General features: G+C 73.3%; 20 protein-coding genes. 16 read left to right on the forward strand and 4 right to left on the reverse strand.

The window, feature by feature from the left end:
- Window positions 1-130 precede the first annotated feature (130 nt).
- Window positions 131-1,261, reverse strand: coding sequence for an NADH:flavin oxidoreductase (locus ACWCP2_RS05335; protein WP_450907231.1), 1,131 nt, complete (start codon window positions 1,259-1,261; stop codon window positions 131-133).
- Window positions 1,262-1,399: 138 nt separating this feature from the next.
- Between ACWCP2_RS05335 and ACWCP2_RS05340 the strand changes: the two genes are divergently transcribed.
- Complete coding sequence (locus tag ACWCP2_RS05340; RefSeq protein WP_450907232.1) at window positions 1,400-1,990, forward strand: MarR family winged helix-turn-helix transcriptional regulator; 591 nt, start codon at window positions 1,400-1,402, stop codon at window positions 1,988-1,990.
- A 20-nt stretch (window positions 1,991-2,010) separates the two neighbouring features.
- Here ACWCP2_RS05340 and ACWCP2_RS05345 read toward each other — a convergent pair whose 3' ends face one another.
- Together ACWCP2_RS05345 and ACWCP2_RS05350 are read right to left on the reverse strand one after the other, a co-directional pair.
- Window positions 2,011-3,156: an FAD-dependent oxidoreductase gene (locus tag ACWCP2_RS05345; RefSeq protein WP_450907233.1), complete on the reverse strand. Its 1,146-nt coding sequence runs from the start codon at window positions 3,154-3,156 to the stop codon at window positions 2,011-2,013.
- A 58-nt stretch (window positions 3,157-3,214) separates the two neighbouring features.
- A complete protein-coding gene (locus tag ACWCP2_RS05350; RefSeq protein WP_450907234.1) occupies window positions 3,215-4,738 on the reverse strand; it encodes an MDR family MFS transporter in 1,524 nt (507 codons plus the stop codon).
- 175 nt (window positions 4,739-4,913) lie between these two features.
- Here ACWCP2_RS05350 and ACWCP2_RS05355 point away from each other — a divergent pair, with 175 nt between their 5' ends.
- On the forward strand, window positions 4,914-5,696 hold the full coding sequence (locus tag ACWCP2_RS05355) for a GNAT family N-acetyltransferase (RefSeq protein WP_450907235.1): 783 nt from the start codon (window positions 4,914-4,916) through the stop codon (window positions 5,694-5,696).
- The gene (locus tag ACWCP2_RS05360) at window positions 5,693-6,541 is read left to right on the forward strand and encodes an isocitrate lyase/PEP mutase family protein (protein WP_450907236.1); all 849 of its coding nucleotides are present in this window, start codon (window positions 5,693-5,695) and stop codon (window positions 6,539-6,541) included. Before ACWCP2_RS05355 ends, ACWCP2_RS05360 begins: the two co-directional genes overlap by 4 nt.
- A gap of 73 nt (window positions 6,542-6,614) precedes the next feature.
- On the opposite strand, the gene ACWCP2_RS05365 is transcribed toward ACWCP2_RS05360, so the two are convergent.
- Window positions 6,615-7,121 carry a cupin domain-containing protein gene (locus ACWCP2_RS05365; protein ID WP_450907237.1) on the reverse strand — a complete coding sequence of 169 codons (507 nt, stop codon included), beginning with the start codon at window positions 7,119-7,121 and terminating at the stop codon, window positions 6,615-6,617.
- 138 nt (window positions 7,122-7,259) lie between these two features.
- Here ACWCP2_RS05365 and ACWCP2_RS05370 point away from each other — a divergent pair, with 138 nt between their 5' ends.
- The 13 genes from ACWCP2_RS05370 (at window position 7,260) to lysA (ending at window position 21,688) form a co-directional block, all read left to right on the forward strand.
- Complete coding sequence (locus ACWCP2_RS05370; protein WP_450907238.1) at window positions 7,260-7,706, forward strand: RrF2 family transcriptional regulator; 447 nt, start codon at window positions 7,260-7,262, stop codon at window positions 7,704-7,706.
- A gap of 647 nt (window positions 7,707-8,353) precedes the next feature.
- The gene (locus tag ACWCP2_RS05375; RefSeq protein WP_450907373.1) at window positions 8,354-9,244 is read left to right on the forward strand and encodes a DsbA family oxidoreductase; all 891 of its coding nucleotides are present in this window, start codon (window positions 8,354-8,356) and stop codon (window positions 9,242-9,244) included.
- A gap of 623 nt (window positions 9,245-9,867) precedes the next feature.
- Entirely contained in the window at window positions 9,868-11,445 is a 1,578-nt protein-coding gene (locus tag ACWCP2_RS05380) for an ABC transporter substrate-binding protein (protein WP_450907239.1), read from the forward strand.
- A 31-nt stretch (window positions 11,446-11,476) separates the two neighbouring features.
- Entirely contained in the window at window positions 11,477-12,505 is a 1,029-nt protein-coding gene (locus ACWCP2_RS05385) for an ABC transporter permease (RefSeq protein ID WP_450907240.1), read from the forward strand.
- Between the two features lie 2 nt (window positions 12,506-12,507).
- On the forward strand, window positions 12,508-13,434 hold the full coding sequence (locus ACWCP2_RS05390) for an ABC transporter permease (protein ID WP_450907241.1): 927 nt from the start codon (window positions 12,508-12,510) through the stop codon (window positions 13,432-13,434).
- Window positions 13,431-14,333, forward strand: a complete 903-nt coding sequence (locus ACWCP2_RS05395) for an ABC transporter ATP-binding protein (RefSeq protein WP_450907242.1) — start codon at window positions 13,431-13,433, stop codon at window positions 14,331-14,333. The genes ACWCP2_RS05390 and ACWCP2_RS05395 overlap by 4 nt, the downstream gene beginning before the upstream one ends.
- On the forward strand, window positions 14,330-15,157 hold the full coding sequence (locus ACWCP2_RS05400) for an ABC transporter ATP-binding protein (protein ID WP_450907243.1): 828 nt from the start codon (window positions 14,330-14,332) through the stop codon (window positions 15,155-15,157). The genes ACWCP2_RS05395 and ACWCP2_RS05400 overlap by 4 nt, the downstream gene beginning before the upstream one ends.
- 38 nt (window positions 15,158-15,195) lie before the next feature.
- Window positions 15,196-16,536 carry an NtaA/DmoA family FMN-dependent monooxygenase gene (locus ACWCP2_RS05405; RefSeq protein ID WP_450907244.1) on the forward strand — a complete coding sequence of 447 codons (1,341 nt, stop codon included), beginning with the start codon at window positions 15,196-15,198 and terminating at the stop codon, window positions 16,534-16,536.
- Between the two features lie 10 nt (window positions 16,537-16,546).
- A complete protein-coding gene (locus ACWCP2_RS05410; RefSeq protein WP_450907245.1) occupies window positions 16,547-18,301 on the forward strand; it encodes an FAD-dependent oxidoreductase in 1,755 nt (584 codons plus the stop codon).
- 1 nt (window position 18,302) lies between these two features.
- The gene (locus ACWCP2_RS05415; protein WP_450907246.1) at window positions 18,303-19,118 is read left to right on the forward strand and encodes an alpha/beta hydrolase; all 816 of its coding nucleotides are present in this window, start codon (window positions 18,303-18,305) and stop codon (window positions 19,116-19,118) included.
- Between the two features lie 55 nt (window positions 19,119-19,173).
- Window positions 19,174-19,710, forward strand: a complete 537-nt coding sequence (locus ACWCP2_RS05420; protein WP_450907247.1) for a flavin reductase family protein — start codon at window positions 19,174-19,176, stop codon at window positions 19,708-19,710.
- Window positions 19,711-19,881: 171 nt separating this feature from the next.
- Window positions 19,882-20,340, forward strand: a complete 459-nt coding sequence (locus ACWCP2_RS05425; protein WP_450907248.1) for an SAV_915 family protein — start codon at window positions 19,882-19,884, stop codon at window positions 20,338-20,340.
- A gap of 13 nt (window positions 20,341-20,353) precedes the next feature.
- Window positions 20,354-21,688, forward strand: coding sequence for a diaminopimelate decarboxylase (gene lysA, locus ACWCP2_RS05430; RefSeq protein WP_450907249.1), 1,335 nt, complete (start codon window positions 20,354-20,356; stop codon window positions 21,686-21,688).
- The last annotated feature ends 204 nt before the right edge of the window (window positions 21,689-21,892 follow it).

The raw sequence follows: 21,892 nt of genomic DNA on the forward strand, positions 1-21,892 counted from the left end.
GGAGGAGGGGCAGGCCGGCTGGTCCCGGCGGGGCCGCGACTAGCCGGGCCGGGCCGGGCCGGGCCGGGCCGGGCCGGGCCGGGCCGGGCCGGGCCGGGCCGGGCCGGGCCGGGCCGGGCCGGGCCGGGTGCTATCGGCTGAGCGACTTGAGCGCCGCCGCGTCGTACGGCTTCAGCTCGTCGAAGCGGTTGCCGAGGACCTTCGCCGCCCACTGCGGGTCCTGGAGCAGCGCCCGGCCGACGGCGACCATGTCGAACTCGTCGCGTTCCATGCGGTCCAGGAGGTTGTCGATGTCGCCGAGCGCCGCGCCTTCACCGGCGAAGGCGCGCAGGAAGTCGCCGTCGAGACCGACCGACCCGACGGTGATGGTGGGCCGGCCGGTGAGCTTCTTGGTCCAGCCCGCCAGGTTCAGGTCCGATCCCTCGAACTCGGGGATCCAGTAGCGCCGGGTGGAGGCGTGGAACGCGTCGACACCGGCCGCCGTCAGCGGCGCCAGGATGGCCTCCAGCTCCTCCGGGGTCTGCGCGAGCCGCCCGTCGTAGGCCTCCTGCTTCCACTGGGAGTAACGGAAGATCACCGGGAAGTCGGCCGCGACGCGCTCGCGGACCGCGGCCACGATCTCCGCGGCGAACTTCGTACGGGCCACCGCGCTGCCGCCGTAGGCGTCGGTGCGGCGGTTGGTCCGCTCCCACAGGAACTGGTCGATCAGGTAGCCGTGGGCGCCGTGCAGTTCGACGCCGTCGAAACCGATGCGCTCGGCCTCCGCCGCGGCGTCGGCGAATGCGCCGATGACATCGTCGAGGTCGGTGCGGGTCATCGCCCGGCCGGTCCCCTCGGTGCCGTCGACGCGGATGCCGGAGGGACCCACGGCGGGAGCCTCGGGGTACGGCGCCTCGCCCTGCTTGCGCACCATGCCTATGTGCCACAGCTGAGGCACGATCGTGCCGCCCGACTCGTGCACGGCAGCGGCGACCTTCGCCCACCCCGCCAGCTGGTCCTCGCCGTGGAAGCGCGGCACCCGGTCGTTCTGCCCGGCGGAGTCGTGTCCGACGTAGGTGCCCTCGGTGACGATCAGGCCGACGCCCGCGGCGGCCCGGCTGGCGTAGTACGCCTGCACGTCCTCGCCGGGTACGCCGCCGGGGGAGAACATCCGCGTCATCGGCGCCATCGCGATGCGGTTGGGGACGGTGAGGCCGTTCAGCGTGACGGGCCGGGACAGGATCTCGGCCGCGCGTGAGGCGGTGGCCGTGGTGACGGTCATGCGGGTCCTCCGGGTTGGGCTGCGGCTCGTCGGACGACAACGAGAAGTGCATAGTACACAGGCTATGTATCATGCATATTGCCGGGCCGCAGGCGGGCGGGAGGGGCGGCCGGTCCCCGGGTTCACGCATTCGCGATAATGGGGTGCCGGAAGGAGCTGGGAGGCGCAGTGCTGGAGAAACTGGAGCGGGAGCTGATGCTGCTCTCGCGGCACCAGGTGCTGGCCCGGCGCGAGCGCGACCCCGAACGCCTGGAGCGCTCGGCGTACCTTCTGCTGAGCCGGATCGACACCCAGGGCCCCATGTCCATCGGGCAGTTGTCTGAGGCCTTCGGGCTCGACACCTCGACCGTGAACCGCCAGACGGCGGCGCTGCTGCGCTGCGGACTGGCCGAACGCGTCGCGGACCCGGACGGTGGCATGGCCCGCAAGCTGCGCATCACGGACGAAGGCGGACGGCGGCTCGCCGAGGACCGGCAGGTCAACCAGTCCTGCCTGGCCCGGGTGGTCGCCGACTGGTCCCCCGAGGAAGTGCGGGAGCTGGAGGACGCCCTGGTCCGCCTGAACCGCAGCGCCGAAGCACTCGAAGGCCGCCACTGGCCGCGCGCGGGGGAGGACGACACCCGCGCCGCGTGTCATCCCGCGGCCCCGGACGTATCCGGCCGCGACGAGCCGTCCAACCAGGCATCCGGCCAGGCATCCGGCCAGGCGTCCGGCCGGGCATCCCGCTAGGCGTCCGGCCGGGCATCCCGCTAGGCATCCCGCCGAGCATCCTCGTGGGCGAAGTCGGGGAGCTCGGTGGAGAGCAGCTCCTCGGCGCCGTGGTCGAGGAGCCGCTGCATCTCGGTGGAGCGCGCCAGCATGGTCTTCCCGTACGCCCGGATGGCCTCCGCCACCGTGGGTCCGCCGGCCACGGCGAGGGCGAGTTCGGCGGCGTCGAGCAGGGCGAGGTTGACGCCGACGCCGAGCGGGGGCATGAGGTGCGCGGCGTCGCCGAGCAGGGTGACGGTGGGGTGGTGCTCCCAGGTGTGCGGGACGGGCAGGGCATGGATGGGGCGGTCGACGTAGGGGCCGTCGTTGTCGCTGATCAGCCGGCGCAGGGCCGGTGACCAGTCGCGGTACTGCCGCAGCAGATGGGCCCGGATGGCCTCGGTGTCGTGGCGGCTCAGGCCGTTCGCGGCGATCCAGTCGGCGGGGGCGCGCTGGATGAGGTGGACGCGGATGTGGTCGCCGCCGTTGCGCTGGGCGAAGAGGCCGCGCTCCCCGTCGGCCGCGGCGGCGCCGCCGTGGCCGACGAGTGCGGCGATGGCGGGGTGACGGGTTTCGACATCGTGGAACCAGGCTTCGAGGAAGCTGACCCCGGTGTACGCGGGGAGCGCCGGGGAGAGGGCGCGGCGGACCCTGGACCAGGCGCCGTCGGCTCCGATGACGAGGTCGGCTTCGACGGTGGTCCCGTCGTCGAAGCGCACCTGGCGGGGGCCCTCGTCGGGGCCTTCGACGGACCCCAGGGTGTGGCCCCAGCGGACGGTACCGGGCTCCAGCGAGTTCAGGAGCAGGTCGCGGAGGTCGCCGCGGTCGATCTCCGGCTTGAAGCGTTCGCCCTCGTCGGGGGTGTGGTGGAAGAGGATCGTGCCGGCCTGGTCCAGCTGGCGCATCTCCTGCCCTTCGGGGCGGGCGAGCCGGAAGAACTCCTCCAGGAGTCCGGCTTCGCGCAGGGCGATCTGTCCGTTGTCCTCGCGCAGATCGAGCGAGCCGCCCTGGTTGCGTGCGCCGGGACCGCTCTCGCGGTCGTAGACGGCGACGGGGACTCCGTGGCGCTGGAGGATGCGGGCGCAGGTCAGGCCGCCGGGACCGGCGCCGATGATCGCGATGCGGGGGGTGGGGGCTTGCGTCTTCATGGTCGTGCTCCGTTCGTACGGTGGGCAGTGCCGCCGCGTTTCAGGTGGGGTGCTGGTGTCAGCCGGCCGCGACGGTGGCGTTCTTCGGGCCGTCGGCGGGTGCGGGCGGTCCGGCCTTCTTCAGCGGGACTTCGATGACGAAGAGCGCGGCGAGGAAGGCGAGGGCGCAGACGATGGCGGCGGTGAGGAAGATGTGGGCGGCGCCGTCCGCGACCGCGGCGAGGTAGGCGTCCTTGGCGCCCGCGGACAGGTTCCGCAGAGCGTCCGGGCCGGTGTCGCCGCCGGCGGGCAGGGTGGGCTGGACCGCGCGGGTGAACAGCGAGCCGAAGACGGCGACACCGAGGGAGCCGCCCAGCGTGCGGAAGAGGCTGACCGAGCTCATGGCCGCGCCCATGTCGCGCAGGGAGACGCTGTTCTGGGCGATGGTGCCGGCCATCTGCATCGTGAAGCCGAGGCCGATGCCGACGAGGACCATGTAGAGGCTGGTCAGCAGGGACGAGGTGTGGGCGTCCATGGTGGCCAGCAGGCCCAGGCCCGCGGTGAGGAAGAGGGTGCCGGCGACGGGGAACATCTTGTACTTGCCGGTGGCGGACATGACCTTCCCCGCGATGGTCGAGACGATCACGACGGGGATCATCATCGGGAGCATCAGCAGGCCGGAGTTGGTGGCCGAGGCGCCCTGGACGGTCTGCTGGAACAGCGGCAGGTAGAGGCCCGCGCCGAACATGACCACGCCGGCGGCGAGGATCATGACCATCGCGAGCGGGTAGTTCCGGTGTCCCGTGAACACGCCCAGCGGCAGCAGCGGCTCACTGACCCGCTTCTCGACCTGGATGAACAGGGCCAGGCCCACGATCGCGGCGGCGCCGAGCGACAGGATCTGCCAGGAGCCCCAGGCGTAGGTGCTGCCGGCCCAGGTCGCGGCCAGGACGATCGAGGCGATGGAGAGGGTCAGCAGGGCGATGCCCGCCCAGTCGATCCTCGCCCGGATGCGCGTGGCGGGGATCCGCAGCTTCAGCCACAGCCACACCAGCGCGAGCAGCCCGAGCGGAAGGTTGATGTAGAAGGCCCAGCGCCAGTCGAAGTGCCCGGTGACGAAGCCGCCGAGCAGCGGCCCGCCGATGGTGCCGATGGCCATCACGGAGGCGGTCATGCCCTGGTACTTGCCGCGTTCGCGCGGCGGCACGAGGGCTCCGATCAACGCGAAGGCGCCCGCGCCGATGCCGCCGGCGCCGATGCCCTGCACGACGCGGTAGGCGATCAGCTCGCCCATCGAGCCGGACGTCCCGCACAGGGCGGATCCGAGGATGAAGACGCCGATCGAGGCCAGGTACATGGGTTTGCGGCCGAAGAGGTCGCCAAACTTTCCCCAGATCGGGGTCGTGACGGCGGTGACCAGGGTGTAGGCGGTGACGACCCACGAGATGTGTTCCAGGCCGCCGAGGTCGCCGACGATCGTGGGCATCGCGGTGCTGACGACCATGTTGTCGAGCATCGACAGGAGCATGGCGAGCATGACGCCGAGCAGCACCCAGCGGACGTTCTTCGGTACGGCGGAGGGGAGGGAGGCAGTCGTGGACATGACTGATCACTCCTTTCGGACAGGAGGGAGGCGGGAGGGGAAGGGGAAGGGAGAGGGGAGATCGGAGAGGTCGGGCAATTGCTCCGACACCCGCCCCTCCAGAAGAGCACAGCGGATCAATAAGTGCAACCGTTAAACTTTCACATCCACTGCACTGAAGGGGTAGGCTGCGGGCATGCCCGAGACGGACCCCACACCGGGAGAGACCATGAGCTTTCGCCTCAACGAGTTCGGCCAGCCTGTCGGCGAACCGGTGCCCGGCTGGTCGCGGCGGCGGCCGCCCGGGGCGGACACGATGAGAGGCGAGTACTGCCGGCTGGAGCCGCTCGACGCGGACCGGCATGCGGCCGACCTGTTCGCGGCCTACTCCAGCGGTGCGGACGACCGGGACTGGACGTACATGTTCACCGGGCCGTTCGCGGAGGAGAAGGACTACCGCCGCTACGCCGAGGAGGCCGCCGCGAGCGCGGATCCCCGGCACTACGCGGTGATCGACCTCGCCCGGGGTACGGCGGTCGGCACGCTCGCGCTGATGCGGCAGGACCCGGACCACGGTGTGGTCGAGGTCGGCAACGTGATGTTCTCTCCCCTGATGAAACGCAGTCCGCTCTCGACCGAGGCCCAGTTCCTGGCCATGCGCCACGCCTTCGACGACCTGGGATACCGCCGCTACGAGTGGAAGTGCGACAGCCTCAACGCCCCCTCGCGCGCCACGGCGGAGCGGCTGGGCTTCACCTTCGAAGGCATCTTCCGCCAGGCGCTCGTCTACAAGGGCCGCAACCGCGACACCGCCTGGTACTCCGTCGTCGACACCGAGTGGCAGACCAACAAGCGGGCCCTGGAGGCCTGGCTGGCACCCGACAACTTCGACGCCGAAGGGGTCCAGCGCCTGTCCCTGGGCGAGAAGCGCGCGACACTGGCGGCAGCCGCCGGTGCGGTCGAGGGAACGATCCGTTGACTGCGCCGCTGAACTCCCCGCTGGACTCGCCGCTGGACTCGCCGCAGAGTGCGCCGCCGAATGCAGCGTTCCATGCGCTGCACCACACGGACCGGCCGCTCCTGCTGCCCAACGCCTGGGACTTCGCCTCGGGCGCGGCGCTGGCCGCCGCCGGCTTCGCCGCCGTGGGCACGACCAGCCTCGGTGTCGCCGCGGCCCACGGCCTTGCGGACGCGGCCGGCCTGGCCCGGGCGGAGACCGTCGAGCTGGCCCGGCGGCTGGTCCGGCTCGCCTGTCCGGTCAGCATCGACATCGAGGCCGGATTCGCCGAAGACCCGGGGGCGGTGGCCGACCTCGTGGCCGAGCTCGCCGACCTGGGCGTGGCCGGGATCAACATCGAGGACGGACGCGGCGACCGGCTGGCCGACCCCGCGGTGCAGTCCGTTCTGATCCGCGCCGTGAAGCTCCGCGCGCCCGGGGTCTTCGTCAACGCCCGTACGGACACGTACTGGTCGGGGGTCGACGCCCGGCCCTCCGCGACGCTGGAGCGTGCCCGGCGGTACGCGGACGCCGGCGCCGACGGAATCTTCGTGCCGGGCATGGCCGCCGAGGCCGACATCGCCGCGGTGACCGCCGCCCTGCCGCTCCCCGTCAACGTGCTGTACGAGCCCGCGCTCGGCCTCCCCCGGCTGGCGGAGCTGGGCGTGCGCCGCGTCAGTACCGGGTCCCTGCTGTTCCGTGCGTCGCTGCACGCCGCGGTCGGCACGGCGCTCGCGGTCCGGGACGGCGGCGCGCTGCCGGCCGGCATTCCGGGCTACGCGGAGGTCGACGCCCTCAGCCGCCCGCCGGAGCCCGGCGACCGCTGAGCGGGGGCCTCCCGGGTCAGTGCCGTCGTCCGGGGCCCGGGGCCTGGGGCCTGGGGCCCGGGGCCCGGGCCGGTCAGGCGTCGGCCGCGGGGATGGCGTACAGCTGGGGGAGGTTGACGACGATCGCCTCCTGGGTGCTGCGGGCGATCACCACCACGGCTTCCTCGGCGGGGTCCGGGTTCTCCTCGCGGTGGGGTACGAACGGCGGGACGAAGATGTAGTCGCCGGGGGACGTGACCAGCCGTACTTCCTCGGGCTGTTCGCCCGTGTCGTCGAGGAAGACGAACTCGGGATGTCCGCTCACCACGTAGATGGCGGTCTCCGACTCCCCGTGGTGGTGGTCGGAGGAGGCCGTCGAGGGCGCCACGTGGGTCTGGCCCATCCAGAGCTTCTCGGAGCCCACGGTCCTCCCGCTGACGGCGGCGAACCTGCGCATGCCGCCGCTCTGGGCCGTGTCCCCGTCCAGGGAGTCGGCACGGACGTGGTGCAGGCGGGTGCGCAGCGGGGCCGTCGGGCGGTCCGGGGCGTCGGGGAGGTGCGGGTGGAAGCCCTCACCGGGGGCAGTCAGCGGCTCGCTCATGGCGGGGACGCTAGGGGGGCACCGGAAAGGATGTCAAGAGGTGTCCTTTGCCGTTCACCTGCGGCAATGTTCCCGCAATGCGGGCCGGGAAGCCGATTGGCCCCCTGCCGGAGGCGGGGTGTCGGGCATGATGGGCGCATGCATATCTCCGCGAAGGCGGACTACGCCGCGCGCGCCCTCCTGGAGCTCGCCTGTGAGCCCTCCCGTCCGCTGACCTGCGAGGCCATCGCCTCCTCGCAGCAGATCCCGTTCCGCTTCCTGAAGTCCGTGGTGGGCGAATTGCGGAAGGCCGGTCTGGTGCGCAGTCAGCGCGGCTGCGAGGGGGGTTACTGGCTCGGCCGGCCCGCCGAGGAGATCACCCTGCTGGACGTGGCGCGTGCCGTGGACGGCGAGCTGATCTCGCTGCGCGGCGAGCCGCTGGCCGGGCTGGACTACCCGGGCGCCGCTGTCGGACTGCCCGGGGTGTGGCAGCGGATCGAGGCGGAGGCGGCGGCGGTCCTGGCCGGGGCGACGCTGGCCTCCCTGCTGCCCGCGTCCGCCCTCGCGGGGGCGGCCGGCGGGCAGCCCCACGAAGGTGCCGCATGACGGGCCCGCGGGCCGAGGCGGGGGCCGCCGGGGCCGAGAACGTGCCCGAGGACGGGGCCAGGGCCGAGACCAAGGCCGGGGCCAAGGCCGAGACCGAGACCGAGCCCAAGGCCAAGGCCAAGACCGGGGCCCGCGCCGAGGCCCGCGCCGAGGCCGGGGCCGAGGACGTGCCCGAGGACGGGGCCAAGGCTGAGACCAAGGCCGGGGCCAAGGCCGAGACCAAGGCCGAGGCCGAGGCCGAGGCCAAGACCGAGGCCGAGGCCGAGGCCGAGGCCAAGACCGAGGCCGGGGCCAAGGCCGAGACCGAGACCGAGACCGAGGCCGAGACCGAGGCCGGGGCCAAGGCCGAGACCGAGACCGAGGCCGGGGCCAAGGCCGCCGGGACCGGGGCCGAGGACGGGGCCAAGGCCGCCGGGACCGGGGCCGAGGACGTGCCCGAGGCCGAGGCCAGGGCCGGGGCCAGGGCCGAGGCCAAGGCCAGGGCCGCCGGGGCTGGCGCCAAGGATGTACCCGGGGCCGGGATCCGGGCCGGGGCCGCTCCCCCGCCCGGGCCGCCAGTCCTGCCGCGGCCCGGGCCGCCAGTCCTGCCGCGGCCCGGGCCGCCGCAGGGGGCACCGTCCGGTGCGCCGCAGGGGTCAGCGTCACCGGTGCTCGAAGTCGTCGAGTACACCGACCCGTTGTGCCCCTGGGCCTGGGGATCCGAGCCGGTGTTCCGCCGGCTGCGGGCCGCGCTGGACGGCCGGGTCCGCTGGCGGCGGGTGTTCTGCATCCTCTTCGACGAGGACGAGGAACCGGCCCCCGACCCGGCGGCGGAGACCGCCTGGTACGCGCGGTACGTCGAGGGGATCACCGCGCACACCCTGGCGCCCCGCGCGGTGCGGCTCAGCCGGGTGGCGGCCAGTTCGTGGCCCGCCTCGCTCGTCGCCAAAGCCGCGGAGGCGCAGGGTCCCGAGGTCGCGGAGCGGGTGCTGCGCCGGCTGCGCGAGAGCGTCTTCGTGCTCGGCGAGCCGGCGGACACGGCCGCGCTGGCCCTGTCCGCGGTACGGGGCGTGCCCGGCCTGGATCCGGAGCGGCTGGCGGCCGACGCGGGCGGCGCCGAGGTCCTCGGGCTGGTGCGCGCGGACCATGCGGAGGCACGCCGCCCGGTGGCCGAGGTGCTGTCCGTACGGGGCGGGTCGCCGCATCCCGGTACGGCCAAGGAGACCGGCGAGGGGCACCGCTACGCCCTGCCGACGCTGCTGCTGCGCACGCCCTCGGGCCACCGCGCCGTGCCCGGCTGGCGGACGTTCGAGGAATGTGCCGCAGCGGTACGGGAGTTGGCCCCCGGCCTGCCGGTGACCGGCGGCGGACCGTCCCCGGCGCGGGCGCTGGAGCGCTACCGGAGTCTGAGCGACCCGGACCGGCCGATGCTCGCCGAGGGCCCGTGGCCGCCGCCGCACGCGGTACGGGTGGAGACCGGGAACGGCCCGCTGTGGCTGCATCCCGAGGAGGCGGCGGTGCATCCGGCCGCCGGCCGCGGGATTCCCGCAGCCCCGTGACGGAACTCTGACAGAACTCTCGCAGACCTCCGACAGGCCTCTGACCAGCGGCTCGTACCGTCCCGACGAATGAGACACCAATTGGTGTCCATTGACAGCCCCCGGCCGCTCCCCCAGGATGTGGCACATGCTTACGACGCACCCCGGTGTGGTGTGCCGCTACGTGGACCTGCGGCGCACGTCCAGCGCTCTCTGTCGCTGACCGACCAGCCGCCCCCGGCCCACAGGCGCCGGACCGCGCCCGCCAACAGCCGTACCGCCTCCGGTGGTTGCGGTAGGCCGCGCTCCCACTGAGCCCCCGCCCGCACTGCCCGGGCGATCCGGCCCCGCGCCCCGCACTCCGTCGTACCCCTCCCTCAGTCCTCCCTCCCCGCCCTCCGTCGTATCCCGGGTCCGATCCCGGCCCGCCCCCCGTCACCCCGCCGGCGAACCGCGCCGGCAGCGTGGGGCGGCCCGGCCGCGCCCCGGAGCCTTCGCCTTCCCCTCCCCCGCACCTACCGCGCACCTACCCCGCACCTGCCCACCGGCGTACCCGTCTGCGGTCGTGCGCGGCACCGGACCACTCCGCTCCCCCGCTCCTCCTGCCCTGACCGGGCCTGGACCAAGTCCAAGGAAAATCAGCCATGTCCGCACGACTCGTGACCCGCAGACCCGGTACCGGCCTCCCCCGGGTACGCCGCTCCGGACGCCCGCGCCCCGCCCTGCTCGCCGCCGGTCTCGTCGCCGTACTGACCCCCGCCCTCGGCGCCTGCGCCGGCGACGCCTCCTCCGTCGGCGGTGGCGGCAGCTCCACGCTGAAGTGGACCTCCTCGTACTTCCCGGCCCACTGGGACCCGGTCGTCTCCGGCAGCGGCGCCCAGTTCCGTGAACTGGCGCTCGTCTACGCCTCGTTGACCCGGACCGACGAGAGCGGCAAGGCCGTCCCCGACCTCGCCGAGAGCTGGGAGTACAACGAGAAGGGCGACCAGGTCACCTTCCACCTGCGCCCCGGGCTGAAGTTCAGCGACGGCGAACCGCTCGACGGAGCGGCCGTCAAACTGGCCGTCGAGCGGGCCAAGAAGCAGAAGAACTCCGCGCTCTTCGGGGACCTGACCTCGATCCAGTCGGTGGATGCCAACGGTCTGGACGCGGTCGTCCACCTGACCCAGGTCGACTACCAGATCCCGCAGCTCCTCGGCCAGCGGGTGCTGCAGATCGCCAGCCCCAAGGCGGCCGCCGCCCCCGAGAAGCTGGACCAGAACCCGGTCGGCGCGGGGCCGTTCACCATCACCCAGCTGGTGCCGGGCACCAAGGCGGTCCTGAAGAAGAACCCCGCCTACTGGGACGCGAAGAACATCCACATCGACACCGTGGAGCTCACCTCGGCCCCCGACTCCTCCACGGTGGTCTCCGGCCTGCAGACCGGCGTCTACAACTTCGCCGACATCAAGCCCAGTCAGGCGGAAGCGGCCAAGAAGGCCGGTCTGGACGTCTTCGTGCAACCGGGGTTCAACGCCTCCAACATCAGCCTCAACACCAACAAGGCGCCCTTCGACAACGACAAGGTCGTCGACGCCGTCCGCCACGCGGTCAACCGCCAGGAGTTCGTCGACAAGCTGACCTTCGGCTTCGGCTCGGTGACCAACCAGCCCTTCCCCAAGGGGTACGTGGCCTTCGACCCGGAGTCCGAGAACGCCTACCCCTACGACCCGGCCAAATCGGTGCACCTGCTCACCCAGGCCGGTTACAAGGCGGGCGACATCAAGCTCAGCCTCGTCATCCCCACCGAGGACCCGCAGGCGGAGATCGTCCAGTCGCAGCTGGCCAAGGTCGGCATCACCGTCACCATCAAGATCGACAAGAACTGGTCCACCCCCTTCTTCGCCAAGAACCTGACCTTCTCGCTGTACGGGACCACCGGCCGGGACTCCGCGGCGCAGACCCTCACCGCCCACTTCGGCCCGAACGGCCCGCTCAACCTCAGCTCCCCGTACCAGCCCGCCGGCTTCGAGGCCGCGATCGCCAAGGTCCGCCAGACCCCGCTGGATTCGCCCGACTACACCAAGGTCCTGCAGGCGGCGACCCGGGCGGGCCTGGAGAGCAAGGCGCTGGTGTTCACGTACTCCTCGCCGAACCTCATCGCCAAGAGCAAGTCCATCTCCGGCCTGCCCAAGAACCCCGCGCACATCGACTGGACCGGCGTCACCATCTCCGGCAGCTGACAGCCGTCCACCACAGAGAGGGGGCAACCCCATGGCAACCACCGCGCTCCGCACCGCGGCCGCCCGGCGCCCAGGGGTGGCCGTGACCAGGGTCCGGGACACCGCGGGCCGCGTCCTGGCCACCCTCGTACGGTCGGTCGCGATCTTCGTACCCGTCTTCCTGGTCGCGACGTTCGTGACGTTCTCGCTGCGGTCGATGAGCGGGCTCAGCCCGGCACGGATCCAGCTGGGCGAGGACGCGACACCCGAGGCGGTCCACCGGGTGGAGGCCCAGTGGGGCCTGGACAAGCCCTTCCTGGTCCAGTACTGGGACTGGTTCAGCGGGGTCCTGCACGGCCGGCTCGGCACCAGCTGGAGCAACGGCGCGGACATCTCCACGCTCATCGGTCTGGGTCTGGGCGTGAGCCTGTCCATCGCGACGTTCGCCCTCCTGATCGGCGTCACCGCCGGCTTCCTCCTCGGCACCGTGGCGGCGCTGCGCCGCACCACGTGGATCGACCGCGCGATCACGGGCTTCGTCACCCTGATCTCGGTGATGCCCGCCTTCGTCGTCGGCATCGTGCTGGTCGCGGTCTTCGCCGTCGGACTCCACCTGTTCCCGTCCGCCGGGTACGTGCCCGCGGACCAGGGGTTCGGCCCCTGGCTCTCCCACATCACCCTCCCGGCGGTGGCGCTGAGCTTCGACGTCGTCGCCGACGTCGCCCGCCAGCTCCGCGGCAGCCTCGTCGCCGCCTACCGCGAGAACTACGTGACGGGAGCGCTGGTCCGGGGGCTGAGCCCGCGCCGGATCTTCTTCGGGCACGTGCTGCGCAACGGCCTCGGATCCGCCCTCGCCACCCTCGGCCTGAAGTTCCCTGCCCTGGTCGGGGCCTCCGTGGTGACGGAGTGGATCTTCGGCCTGCAGGGCTTCGGCCGGTTCGCCAACGACGCCGCCCAGGCCGGCGACGTACCGGCCGTCCAGGGGGTCCTCGTGGTGTCGATCGCCCTGGTCGTCACCTTCAACCTGCTCGTCAACCTGGTGCTGGCGCGCGTGACGCCGGCCTCCCAACGGGGGGTGTGACCATGGTGCGCCGCGTTCTCGCACTGCCGTCCGGACGGATATCCGTCGCCGTACTCGCCCTGATCGGGCTGCTCGCCCTCCTCGGGCCGCTGATCGCTCCGCAGGATCCGCTGGCCACCAGCGAGCACCTGCTCGCGGCGGCCTCGGGCAGCCACTGGCTGGGCACCGACCACCTCGGCCGGGACGTCCTGAGCCGTCTCCTCGACGGCTCCCGCGTCAGCGTGCTCGGCTCCCTCGAAGTCGCGCTGACCGCCCTGGCCGTCGGCGCGCTCCCCGGGATCCTCTCGGTCCACCTGGGCCGGGGCTTCGAGTGGATCACCCTGCGGCTGACCGACACGCTCGTCGCACTGCCGTTCCTGCTCTTCGCCGTCGCGGTGATCGCCCTGCTCGGCAACGGGCTCACCCAGGCCATGCTCGTCACCGGCACGCTCGTCTCCCCCCTCTTCTACCGGGTGGCCCGCGCGGCCACGCTCGCCGTGGCCCGCTCCCCGTACGTGGAGGCGGCGATCGTCTCCGGCGCCTCGACCGGCTGGGTCGTACGCCGCCACGTGTGGGCCAAGGTGCTGCCGCCGATCGCGGTGGCGCTCGCGCAGACCATCGGCGTCGGCTTCATCATCGTCTCCAGCCTGACCTTCCTCGGCATCGGGGTCCAGCCGCCCGCGCCCACCTGGGGCGGGCTGCTCGCCTCGGACCTGAACTACCTCGGCCAGCGCCCCTGGGCCCCGCTCGTACCCGCGCTGCTGGTCATGGTCACCGTCTGGGCGAGCAATCTGCTCGCCGACGCGATCCGCGACGTCTCCGGCGAGGCGGGCCGCGCCCTGGTCAACCACCGCAAGGCCCGCGCCAACCGGCGTGCGAAGCCCGTCCACGGTGCCGGCCCCGATACCGATACCGATCCTGTTCCCGTTCCCGCCGGAGGCGCGCGATGACGCCCCTGTCCCCCCGGACCCTCCCCGGGCAGCTGCGCGGCAGCGCCCCCGGCGGTGAACCGCCCGCCCCGGCCGGTCCCACGGCCGCGCCGGTCCTCTCCCTGCGCGACGTCCGCATCAGCGATCACGTCAGCGGGCGCGAGATCGTCCACGGCGTGAGCTTCGCGCTCACCCCGGGCCGGACAGTCGGCATTGTCGGGGAGTCCGGCAGCGGAAAGACCCTCACCTGCCGCGCGGCACTGGGCATCCTGCCCGCGCACTTCGAGGTCACCGGGGGTTCGGTCGAGATCGCCGGCACCGACATCGCCGGCCTGACGCCCCGGCAGTGGACCTCCCTGCGCGCCACCACCATCAGCGCGGTCTTCCAGGACCCCGCCTCCTACCTCAACCCCTCGATCCGGGTGGGCCCGCAGATCGCCGAGGTCCTGCGGGTCAAGAAGGGACTGAAGCGGCGTGCGGCACGCCACCGGGCCCTCGAACTCCTGCGCGCCGTGCACCTGCGGGACCCGGAACTGGTCTACGGCCAGTACACCTACGAGCTCTCCGGCGGCATGCTCCAGCGGGTCCTGATCGCCGCGGCGATCTGCGCGGAGCCGCGGATCCTGATCGCCGACGAGGCCACCACCGCCCTCGACGTCACCGTCCAGGCCGAGATCCTCGACCTCCTCGCCGACCTGCGCGTGCGCGCGGGTCTCGCCCTCCTGGTCGTCTCCCACGACCTGGCCGTCGTCGCCCAGTTGTGCGACGAGGTCCTGGTGATGCGGCAGGGCGAGGTGGTCGAGCAGGGGCCGACGCACACGGTGCTCCGGCAGCCGCGGCACGAGTACACCCGGCTGCTCATCGCCGAGCACGAGAGGTACGGCCTCGACACGTTCCTCGTACCGCAGGAGGCATCGTGACCACCCGGCCCGTCCTCGAAGTCACCGGCCTGGACGTCCACTACGGCGCGCGCCGGGGACGCCGCAGCGCCCTGCGCGGGGTGTCGCTGAGCGTCGCCGCCGGTGAGACCCTCGGCATCATCGGCGAGACGGGCTCGGGCAAGTCCACCCTGGCCCGCGCGGTCCTGGGCCTCGTCCGCGCCTCCGCCGGCTCGATCCTGGTCGGCGGCGAGGAGGTGACCGGGTACAACCGCCGCCAGTGGCGCGCGCTGCGCCTGCGCGGCACGGTCCAGTACGTCTTCCAGGACCCGCTGCGCAGTCTCGACCCGGACCTCACCGTCGCCCGGTCGCTGGCCGAACCGCTGCTGATCCAAGGCGTCTCGCCCGGGGAGGCCGCCGAACGGGTCCGCGCGTACCTGGCCCGCGTCCACCTCGCGGAGGAGCTGCTCGACCGGCTGCCCGGGGAGCTGTCCGGCGGGCAGCGCCAGCGCGTCGCGGTGGCCCGTGCCCTGGTCACCGAGCCGGAGCTGGTCATCCTCGACGAGCCGGTCAGCGCCCTGGACTCCGCCAACCGGGTTCAGGTCCTGGAGATCCTCAGGGAGCTCCGCGGCTCGGGGGTCGCCCTCGTCCTCATCTCCCACGACCTCGGCTCCGTCGCCGGGACGGCCGACCGCATCGCGGTGCTCTACCGGGGCGAGCTCGTCGAGACCGGCGCCACCCGCGATCTCATCAGCCGGCCGCGGCACCCGTACACCCGCCTCCTCCTGGGCTCCGCGCCCACCCTGCGCAGCGCACCGGCCGACCGGGCCGAACGCGAGGCCCTGCGCGGCCTCCTGCACTCCTGAGCCCGTCCCCCAACACTGCCGAAAGACAGGAACCAGAGATGTCCCGCACGATCCACCTCGCACTGCACCCGTACGGCGTCGGAGGTCCCGGCCAGCACGGCCTGTGGAAGGACCCGCGCGTCGCGAAGAACGCCAGCATCGACATCAACTACTACATCGAGCAGGCCCAGGCGGCCGAACACGCCCTCTTCGACGCCCTGTTCATCGTCGACAGCCAGTTCATCAACGCCACCTACCCGGCGCACTACCTCAACCGACTGGAACCGCTGACCCTGTTGTCGGCGGTCGCCACCCACACCCGGCACATCGGGCTGGTCGGCACGGCGAGTTCGACGTACAACTCGCCGTTCAACCTCGCCCGCCGCTTCGCCTCCCTGGACCACATCAGCGCGGGGCGGGCCGGCTGGAACGTCGTCACCAGCTTCGACACCGGCACGTCCAAGAACTTCGGGCTCGACGAGCACCTCGACTACACCACCCGCTACGGCCGCGCCCTGGAGTTCGTCAAGGTCGCCCGGGGGCTGTGGGACTCCTACGAGGACGGCGCGTTCCCCGCCGACGTGGAGCGGGGCGTCTTCCTCGACCCGGCCAGGCTGCACGCGCTGGACCACGAGGGCGAGCACTTCAAGGTGGCCGGACCGCTCAACCTGTCCCGCTCCCCGCAGGGACAGCCGGTGATCTTCCAGGCCGGGGTCTCCGAGGAGGGCCGCGATCTCGCCGCCCAGGTGGCCGAGGGCATCTACGCGCCGGGCGGCTCCCTGCGGCAGGCGCAGGAGTACTACGCCGACATCAAGGCGCGCACCGCCGCCTACGGCCGCGACCCCGAGCACATCAAGATCTTCATCCACGGCAGCCCTGTCGTCGCCGCCACGGACGAGGCGGCCCGGCGCCGCGAGCGGGAGATCTTCGAGGAGGACAACGACTTCGACCGCAACCTGGCGCTCCTCGGGCGCGCCTTCGGCGCCTACGACTTCAGCGTGCACGACCTCGACGCGCCCTTCCCCGACGTCGCGCACCTCGCCGAGAAGGGCGGCCGGACGGGCGCGGCCAAGCTCATCGAGCGGGCCCGGACCGAGAACCTGACGCTCCGCCAGGTCGGTTCCCTGGTCAACGAGTTCCACACGTCCCCCTTCGTCGGAGCCCCGGACACCGTCGCCGACACGATCGAGCGCTGGTTCGAGGCCGGCACCTTCGACGGCATCAATCTGGCCTTCCGTACCGGTGACGACCTCGAACTCTTCGTGGACGGAGTCGTCCCCCTGCTGCAGAAGCGCGGCCTGTTCCGCACCGAGTACGCGGCCGACACCCTGCGCGGCAACCTGGGCCTGCCCGTACCGGCCAACCGCAACACCCGCGTACCGCAGCTCCTGAACGGCTGAGGGCGGGGGCATGAGCGCATTTCCGGTGAGCGCGTTTCCGGTGACGGGTGGGCGCGACGTCCACACCGTCCGGTTCCCGAGCGCGACCCCGCCCGCCGAGGCCGACGTACTGATCGTCGGCGCGGGCCCCGTCGGCCTGGCCGCGGCCGTGGAACTGACCGCGCGCGGCGTCCGGGTCGCCGTCGTCGACCGCGCCCGCACCGCGACCCTGGTCCGGGCCGGGGCCATGGGCCACACCGCGCGCACGGTGGAGCACTTCCGGCGCTGGGGCCTGCTCCGGCGCATCCGGGACGGCTGGACCTATCCCCCGGAGTGGAACCGGGGCACCAGGCTGGTCACCTCGCTCGCCGGCCACGAGCTGGTGCCCGCGCCGGGCGCGCCGTTCACGGGTCCCGGCGGCTCCCGGCCGAGGGCTCAGGAGGCGCTGCGCCGGCCCCAGACGGTGCTCCAGCAGGTCTTCCTCGACCACCTCGGGGAGCGCGGGGTGAGCGTCGCCGGGGGCTGGGAACTGCGCGCGCTCCACGAGGACGGCGACGGCGTCCGCGCCGAGGTCGCCGACGCCGGCTCGGGCGAGGCCCGCACCCTTCGGGCGGCGTACGTCCTGGGCACCGACGGGGCCTCCAGCACCACCCGCCGGCTGGCCGGCATCGCCCGCGAGGGGGAGCACGCCACCGAGAAGCGGCTGCGCCTGATCGTGCGCACCGGCGACATCGCCGAGCGGGTCGGGGCCGCGCCCCACGGCAGCAACATCGTGGTCAACCAGAAGGCGTCCGGGTTCCTGGCCGCGGTGAGCACCCGCGAATGGCGGGTGTACGCCGGGCCGTACCCGCTCGCCCACGAGCCCGGGGAGGCCGAACTCCTGGAGATCGGCAAGGCCGCCTTCGGGTTCGACCTCGACCTCGAACTCGTTTCGGCGACGACCTTCTACCACGCCACCCGGATCGCCGAGTCGTTCCGCCGCGGCCGGATCCTGCTCGCCGGCGACGCCGCGCACGTGCGCACGCCCGGCGGCAACCTCGGCGAGGGCATCGGGGACGTGGCCAACCTCGGCTGGAAACTGGCCGCGGTCCTGGCCGGCCACGCCCCGCAGTCCCTCCTCGACTCCTACGACGAGGAACGGCGCCCGCACAACCGGCGCGTGGCCGACCACGCCCTGGAGCGCTCGCGGCGCTCGCAGAGCACGCTCGCCGAAATCCGCCGGGGCGGCATACCCGAGGACGCGGACCTCGGCCCCGAAGCCGTCCGGCGGCGGGCGGAGATCGGCGAACGGCTGCGCCGGGACCGCCTCGACGCGGCGGGCGTCACCTTCGACGAGCGCTACGACGCCTCGTCCGTGATCTGGTACGAGCCGGACCAGCTCGGCTCGGAGCCCCGCTGGCGCGCGGACCTCTACGAGGACGACCCCCGGCCGGGCCACCGCGCGCCCGACGGAGCCATCGATCCGTACGGCAGCACGCTGCACGACCGCATCGGCACCTCCTTCGCCCTGCTCGTCCTCACCGGGGACCGCACCGTCGAGCACGCCTTCGTCGCCGAAGCAGCGGCCCGTGCGCTGCCCTTCACGGTGATCCACCTGACCGACCCCGGGGCGCGCGCCGTGTACGGCACCGCCCATGTCCTCGTACGGCCGGACCAGCACGTCGCCTGGCGCGCGGCCGGCCTTCCCGAAGGCGGCGCCGCCGCCGTCCTGGACCACGTACTGGGTCACGGCGCCCGGGACTCCGGGCTCCGTTCCCTCGAACACACCACGACCGCAGGAGTATGAGATGAGCCAGACCACCCACCCCGCAGACGGCACCGACCAGGCGGACCACGCCGACCACTTCGCCCCGGAGGGCCTGCTCACCCGCGGCACGGTCGTCGTGGTGCCCGGGCGGGGCGAGACCCCGGCGACCTACGCCCGCTTCGGCAGGCGGCTCGCCTCCGACGCCTACCGGGTCCGGGTCGTCGGCCCGCCGCTGAGCGGTGACGAGGCCGAAGCCGGCTCCTCCGAAGCCTCGTTGGACGCCTTCGCCGCCCGGCTGGCGGAGGCCGTCGAGGGCGCCGCGGGCCCGGACGGCGTGGCCCGGCCGCTCGTACTGGTCGGGGCCGACGCCGGCGCCGCCGCGGTCGCGGCGCTCCTCGCCCGGGAACGGGACGGGGACGCCGTACGCCCGGACGGCCTCGTCCTCGCCGGGCTTCCCGGGACGGCCGCCGGGGCGGCGGGGAGCTGGGACGAGGAGCTCGACGTCCGCACGTCCTGCCCCACCCACCGGGGCGTGCTCACCAACGACGCCCAGGTCCGGCGGGGTTCACTGGGCGACCCGGTGCCGGACGCCGTCCTGGACGCCGCGTACGAGAGCGCCTCGGAGGTCCCGGCACTGCTCCTCGTCGGGGACGCCGACCCGCTCGCCGACCGCGAGGGACTCGCCCGCACCGCCAAATCGCTGCCCCGGGCGCGGTTGTCGGTGGTCCGCGGCGCCCACCACGACGTCCTCAACGACGTGCAGCACCGCTCCGTGGCGGCCGAGGTCGTCACGTTCCTGGAGACCCTGCGGGACGGCCTGGTGCCGCTCGTCACCGTGGAGTCGAGCGCCTGGTGACGCCGTCCGCCACCTGCCCGTACACGTTCCGCACCACCAGCGAGAGGGAACCGGCATGACCATCTCCACCGCATCCGTCCCCCAGCCCGCCGCGGCGCCCGCCGCACTCACCGCCGATGAAGTGCTGCGCCGCACCCTGCGCCGTCACGCGGCCGGGGTCACCGTCATCACCGTCGCCGGGCCCGCGGGCTTCACCGCCACCTCCTTCACCTCCGTGTCCCTCCACCCGCCCCTGGTGGCGTTCTACCTGGGCCAGGGCGCCTCCACCGCGCCGGCCGTGCACGACGCGGACCGGTTCGCCGTCCATCTGCTCGGCACCGGGAACACGGATCTGGCGCGGCAGTTCGCGCGCAGCGGCATCGACCGCTTCGACGGCGTGGCGTGGACCCCGACCGTGGACGGCCTTCCGCTGCTGGACGGTGTTCCCGCCTGGCTGACGGCCCGGATCACGCTGCGCCAGCACATCGGTGACCATCTGCTGGTCGTCGGCGAGGTGGAGTCCGGCTCCGTCGACCAGGACGGGACCGCGCTGGTCCACCACGACGGTGCCTTCGCCGCGGCGCGGCGTCTCCCCGACTCGGCCTCCGGCTGACGGGAGGGTCCCGCCCGTCAGTGATCCGTAGGGAACGGGCCGGTGGCCGTATGGGTCCCGTCAGGGGGCGGGGTCCGGGGGCGGGGGCGGCCATACCTTCGGTGGCACGTCCCGGCCGCGTCCCCGCTCCGGGCGGTCACCTGCCACGCGTGGTTCCCCGAGGAGCGCCCCATGTGCCTGTTCCAGTACGACGCATCCGACTCCGAGCCCTCCGGCTCCGAGCCCTCCCGCTCCGAACCCTCCCGCTCCGAACCCTGCCGCCCCCAACCCGGGGAACGGCGCCCGGCCGGGCCTCTGTTCGTGCCCGCCCGGCCGGGAGGAACGCACGTCGTGGTGCGGCTGTTCCGCACCCCGCTGGGAGCCCGCACCGCCGTCGGTTTCACCAGTGCCGAGCGGCTGGCCGCCACGCTCGGTACGGGCCTGCCCTGGATCCGGCTCTCCGAGGCCGCGCTCCGCGCCCTGGCCCGGCCGCTCGGCGCGTCCCTGCTGACCGTGGATCCCGCTCTCACCGCGCCCGCGGTCGCCGTGGTTCCCGCCGCTCCCCCGGCGGATGCGGCCGGCACCGCCGCCGGAACCGCCGGAGGTGCCCCGCCCGCACGGGTGCCCGGAACCACGGCCCGCACGGCCTGAAGGGGAGCGGAACATGACCGTCACCGCTCTCCCCGAGATGCCCGCCGGCGCCGGCGAGCTGTCCGTGTGGCCCTCCTCGGCGGCGCCGCTCCCGCGCGGCGGCCTGGCCGTCGGCGGAGTCTCCCTCCGTGAGATCGCCGACCGGTTCGGCACACCGGCCTACGTGCTGGACGAGGCCGAGGTGCGCGGGCGCTGCCGGGCGTACCGCGCGGCCTTCCCCGACGCGGACGTGCTGTACGCGGCCAAGGCGTTCCTCTCCCGCGCCATGCTCCGCTGGGTGCGGGAGGAGGGGCTGGGCCTGGACGTGTGCTCGGCCGGGGAGCTCGAACTCGCCGTCACCTCCGGCTTCCCGGCGGACCGGATCGTGCTGCACGGCAACGCCAAGTCACCCCGCGACCTGGAGGCCGCCCTGCGCCTGGGTGTGGGACGGATCGTGATCGACAGCCCGTCCGAGACGGCGCGCATCGCCGCCGCCGTCGGGGCGTCGGGCCGCCAGAAGGTCATGGTGCGGGTGGTCCCGGGTGTCTCGGCCGGCGGCCACGACAAGATCCGCACGGGTACGGAGGACCAGCAGTTCGGGCTCTCCCTCACCGACGGCGGCGCCCGGCACGCCGTCGCCCGCGTCCTCGGTCAGCATCAGCTCGAACTCACGGGGCTGCACTGCCACATCGGCTCCCAGATCACCGAGGTGAAGCCCTACCTGGTCGCCCTGCGCCGCATGATCGGGCTGATGGCCCGCATCCGTGACACGCACGGTCTGGTCCTGCCCGAGCTCGACCTGGGCGGCGGCCACGGCATCGCCTACCGGCCCGGTGAGCCCGCCCTCGACCTCGGCACGCTCGCCCGGCGGCTGCGTACGGACCTCGTCGACGGCTGCGCCGCCGCGGGGCTTCCCGTGCCCCGCCTCGCCGTCGAGCCCGGGCGGGCCGTCGTCGGACCGGCGGGAATCGCGCTCTACCGCGTGCTCGCCGTCAAGCACACCCGCGCGAAGGTGTTCGTCGCCGTCGACGGCGGCATGAGCGACAACCCGCGGCCCGCGCTGTACGGAGTACGGTACGCGCCCCGGCTCGTCGGCCGCCCCTCGACGGCGGAGCCCCGTACGGCCACGGTCGTCGGCCGGCACTGCGAGGCCGGCGACGTCCTCGCCTCCGGCGTCCCGCTGCCGGGCGACGTCCGCCCCGGCGACCTGCTCGCCGTACCGGTGTCGGGCGCCTACCAGCTGTCCATGGCCTCCGGCTACAACCTCGTCGGCCGCCCCGCCGTCGTCGCCGTCCACGAGGGCGCGGCCCGGCTCCTCGTCCGGCGCGAAACCCTGGAGGACTACCGGAGCCGGGACATGGGCGGCTAGGCCGTCTCTTTCGGATCTTGTCGGCTTGAGTCCGCGGCGTCTGGTGCCGTGCCTGGGCGTGCTGCCGGGGCGTTCGCGTACTGGGCGTACGTGGTCGCCTCGGCAGTGCGGCCAGGCGCGGTGCCAGGCGTCGCGGGCCCGGCAAGATCCGAAAGAGCCGGCCTAAGCCGTTCTTGACGATCACGTGAACGTTCGCGATCTTCC

It is taken from the genome of Streptomyces sp. NPDC002104 (genome assembly GCF_053593795.1).

Excerpts from the sequence above, each read along its gene's own strand:
- ACWCP2_RS05390 (WP_450907241.1), top strand. The coding sequence starts at position 12,508 with ATGGTGCGCCGCGTTCTCGCACTGCCGTCCGGACGGATATCCGTCGCC.
- ACWCP2_RS05415 (WP_450907246.1), top strand. The coding sequence starts at position 18,303 with ATGAGCCAGACCACCCACCCCGCAGACGGCACCGACCAGGCGGACCAC.
- ACWCP2_RS05335 (WP_450907231.1), bottom strand. The coding sequence starts at position 1,261 with ATGACCGTCACCACGGCCACCGCCTCACGCGCGGCCGAGATCCTGTCC.
- ACWCP2_RS05420 (WP_450907247.1), top strand. The coding sequence starts at position 19,174 with ATGACCATCTCCACCGCATCCGTCCCCCAGCCCGCCGCGGCGCCCGCC.
- ACWCP2_RS05385 (WP_450907240.1), top strand. The coding sequence starts at position 11,477 with ATGGCAACCACCGCGCTCCGCACCGCGGCCGCCCGGCGCCCAGGGGTG.
- ACWCP2_RS05410 (WP_450907245.1), top strand. The coding sequence starts at position 16,547 with ATGAGCGCATTTCCGGTGAGCGCGTTTCCGGTGACGGGTGGGCGCGAC.
- ACWCP2_RS05340 (WP_450907232.1), top strand. The coding sequence starts at position 1,400 with ATGGGGTGCCGGAAGGAGCTGGGAGGCGCAGTGCTGGAGAAACTGGAG.
- ACWCP2_RS05365 (WP_450907237.1), bottom strand. The coding sequence starts at position 7,121 with ATGAGCGAGCCGCTGACTGCCCCCGGTGAGGGCTTCCACCCGCACCTC.
- ACWCP2_RS05350 (WP_450907234.1), bottom strand. The coding sequence starts at position 4,738 with ATGTCCACGACTGCCTCCCTCCCCTCCGCCGTACCGAAGAACGTCCGC.
- ACWCP2_RS05380 (WP_450907239.1), top strand. The coding sequence starts at position 9,868 with ATGTCCGCACGACTCGTGACCCGCAGACCCGGTACCGGCCTCCCCCGG.
- ACWCP2_RS05405 (WP_450907244.1), top strand. The coding sequence starts at position 15,196 with ATGTCCCGCACGATCCACCTCGCACTGCACCCGTACGGCGTCGGAGGT.
- ACWCP2_RS05395 (WP_450907242.1), top strand. The coding sequence starts at position 13,431 with ATGACGCCCCTGTCCCCCCGGACCCTCCCCGGGCAGCTGCGCGGCAGC.
- ACWCP2_RS05355 (WP_450907235.1), top strand. The coding sequence starts at position 4,914 with ATGCCCGAGACGGACCCCACACCGGGAGAGACCATGAGCTTTCGCCTC.
- ACWCP2_RS05345 (WP_450907233.1), bottom strand. The coding sequence starts at position 3,156 with ATGAAGACGCAAGCCCCCACCCCCCGCATCGCGATCATCGGCGCCGGT.
- ACWCP2_RS05425 (WP_450907248.1), top strand. The coding sequence starts at position 19,882 with ATGTGCCTGTTCCAGTACGACGCATCCGACTCCGAGCCCTCCGGCTCC.
- lysA (WP_450907249.1), top strand. The coding sequence starts at position 20,354 with ATGACCGTCACCGCTCTCCCCGAGATGCCCGCCGGCGCCGGCGAGCTG.
- ACWCP2_RS05370 (WP_450907238.1), top strand. The coding sequence starts at position 7,260 with ATGCATATCTCCGCGAAGGCGGACTACGCCGCGCGCGCCCTCCTGGAG.